Here is a 2,095-nt window from a genome sequence, read left to right as displayed (position 1 = left end):
GATCGCCCCCTCGTCCCCCCATTGCCTTTGCAAGCCTTCTGGCCACCGCTACACTGAGGTTTTGCTACCTCGCGAGTCGATTTCGCCGCATGTTCAAAGGATTTTCCCGTTTTCTCCAGCGTCCCGGTGAACGTTTGAAGACTTTCTTCGGCCCGGAATCCGCTCAGGCGGCCGAAGAGACCACGACCACCCGACAAGTCCTTCCTCGCGACGAACACAACGTCTCGCGTCAGAATCTCAGCGAAAGCGCTCTCAAGGTACTGTATCGACTCAATGGCGCCGGCTACGACGCCTACCTGGTCGGTGGTTGCATTCGGGACTCCCTGCTCGGCAACCGGCCCAAGGATTTCGACGTCGCCACCAACGCGACACCGGACGAGGTGCGTCAGCTATTTCGCAACTCCCGGATCATCGGCCGGCGCTTCCGTATCGTTCACGTCCGCTTCGGGCGCGAGGTGATCGAGGTCACGACCTTTCGCGGGCGGCATGGCGAGGAGCACGCGGGCAATCACAGCCAGCAGTCGGACGAAGGCCTGCTGCTGCGCGACAACGTCTGGGGTAGCGTCGAGGAGGATGCGATTCGTCGCGACTTCACCGTCAACGCGCTCTACTACAGCGTGACCGACTTCGCCATCCATGACTGGACCGGCGGTCTACAGGATCTGGACGATCGCGTGCTCCGTCTGATCGGCGATCCGGAAACCCGTTATCGCGAGGATCCGGTGCGTATGCTGCGCGCCGCGCGTTTCGCCGCCAAGCTCGACTTCCGGATTGAAGAAGGTACCGAGGCACCGATTCGCGAGTTGGCCCCGCTGCTGCTGCAGATCCCGCCGGCGAGGCTGTTCGAGGAAGTGCTCAAGCTGTTCCTCTCCGGGCACGCGCTGCAGAGCTTCCGGGTGCTGCGTGATCATGGCCTGTTCGCGATGCTGTTCCCAGAGAGCGACGAAGTCCTCGACGAGCACCCCTGGGCGGTCAAGCTGGTCGAGCAGGCGCTGACCAACACCGATGCGCGGATCGCCCAGGATCGGCCGGTCACGCCTGCCTTCCTGTTTGGCGCCCTGCTGTGGCCCTGCGTCCAGCAGCGCACTCCGCGCATCGCCCACGAGCAGGACCTGCCGGACGTCCCGGCTCAGCAGGCCGCCGCGCAGCAGGTCATCAGTCGTCAGTTGCAACATACCTCGATCCCCAAGCGCTTCAGCATCCCGATGCGCGAGATCTGGGATCTTCAGCAGCAACTCCCGCGCCGACGCGGCCGTCGGGTCTTCCAGACACTGGAACATCCGCGTTTCCGCGCCGCCTACGACTTCCTGCTGCTGCGCGAGGAAGCCGGCGAGCTGGCCCCGGGCCTGGGTGCCTGGTGGACCGAATTCCAGCAGGCGGACGAGGAGGGGCAGCGCCAGCTACTCGCCAACGACACCGGCGGCGGCAACGGCAATCCGGCGGGAACGAGTCCCAAACCCCGCCGTCGACGCCCGCGCAAGCGTCGGCGGCCGACCAACAAGCCGACACCGCCGACGCTGGATGACTGACCACCGACGCTTCGCCCTGGCCTATGTCGGCCTGGGCAGCAACCTGGAGTCGCCCCGTGACCAACTGGCGCGGGCAGTGTCGGCACTGGCCTCGCTACCGGTGAGCGAGCGCGTTGCCGTCTCCTCTCTCTACGCCAGCGCTCCGGTCGGCCCCCAGGATCAACCCGATTTCGTCAACGCCGTCGTCGCCGTGCGCACTCGACTCTCGCCGCTGGCGCTGCTCGACCAGCTCCAGGCGATCGAGCAGCGCCATCGCCGTGTGCGGCATCGCCACTGGGGGCCCCGGACGCTGGATCTGGACCTGCTGTGGTACGCGGGCCTCACTTGCCACTCCCCTCGTCTTACCCTGCCCCATCCGGAGATGATGCATCGCCGATTCGTGCTGGAACCCCTGGCTGAAATCGCGCCGACGCTCTCCCTCGGCGGCGAGCTGCCGGGGAGTCTGGCAAACAGGCTGGAAGATCAGACGCTGCACCGTCTGCCGGCGTGAACCCTCGGCATGCCGCCAATGTCGTGTTGCGTCTGGTGGGCAACTCACTACACTCTGCTCCGCATCGCCCTGTCGG

At 65.7% G+C, this 2,095-nt stretch carries 2 protein-coding genes; both read left to right on the top strand.

The window, feature by feature from the left end; all coding sequences use genetic code 11:
- Positions 1–89: 89 nt before the first annotated feature.
- Positions 90–1,529 carry a polynucleotide adenylyltransferase PcnB gene (gene pcnB, locus AC3AYF_RS20410; RefSeq protein WP_295041393.1) on the top strand — a complete coding sequence of 480 codons (1,440 nt, stop codon included), beginning with the start codon at positions 90–92 and terminating at the stop codon, positions 1,527–1,529.
- Entirely contained in the window at positions 1,522–2,019 is a 498-nt protein-coding gene (folK, locus tag AC3AYF_RS20405) for a 2-amino-4-hydroxy-6-hydroxymethyldihydropteridine diphosphokinase (RefSeq protein WP_295041391.1), read from the top strand. The genes pcnB and folK overlap by 8 nt, the downstream gene beginning before the upstream one ends.
- Positions 2,020–2,095: the final 76 nt, after the last annotated feature.

The organism is Salinicola sp., from assembly GCF_982684285.1.
The sequence above is the reverse complement of the archived record's forward strand: the minus strand, read 5'-3'. Positions and strand labels throughout refer to the sequence as shown.

Excerpts from the sequence above, each read along its gene's own strand:
- pcnB (WP_295041393.1), top strand. The coding sequence starts at position 90 with ATGTTCAAAGGATTTTCCCGTTTTCTCCAGCGTCCCGGTGAACGTTTG.
- folK (WP_295041391.1), top strand. The coding sequence starts at position 1,522 with ATGACTGACCACCGACGCTTCGCCCTGGCCTATGTCGGCCTGGGCAGC.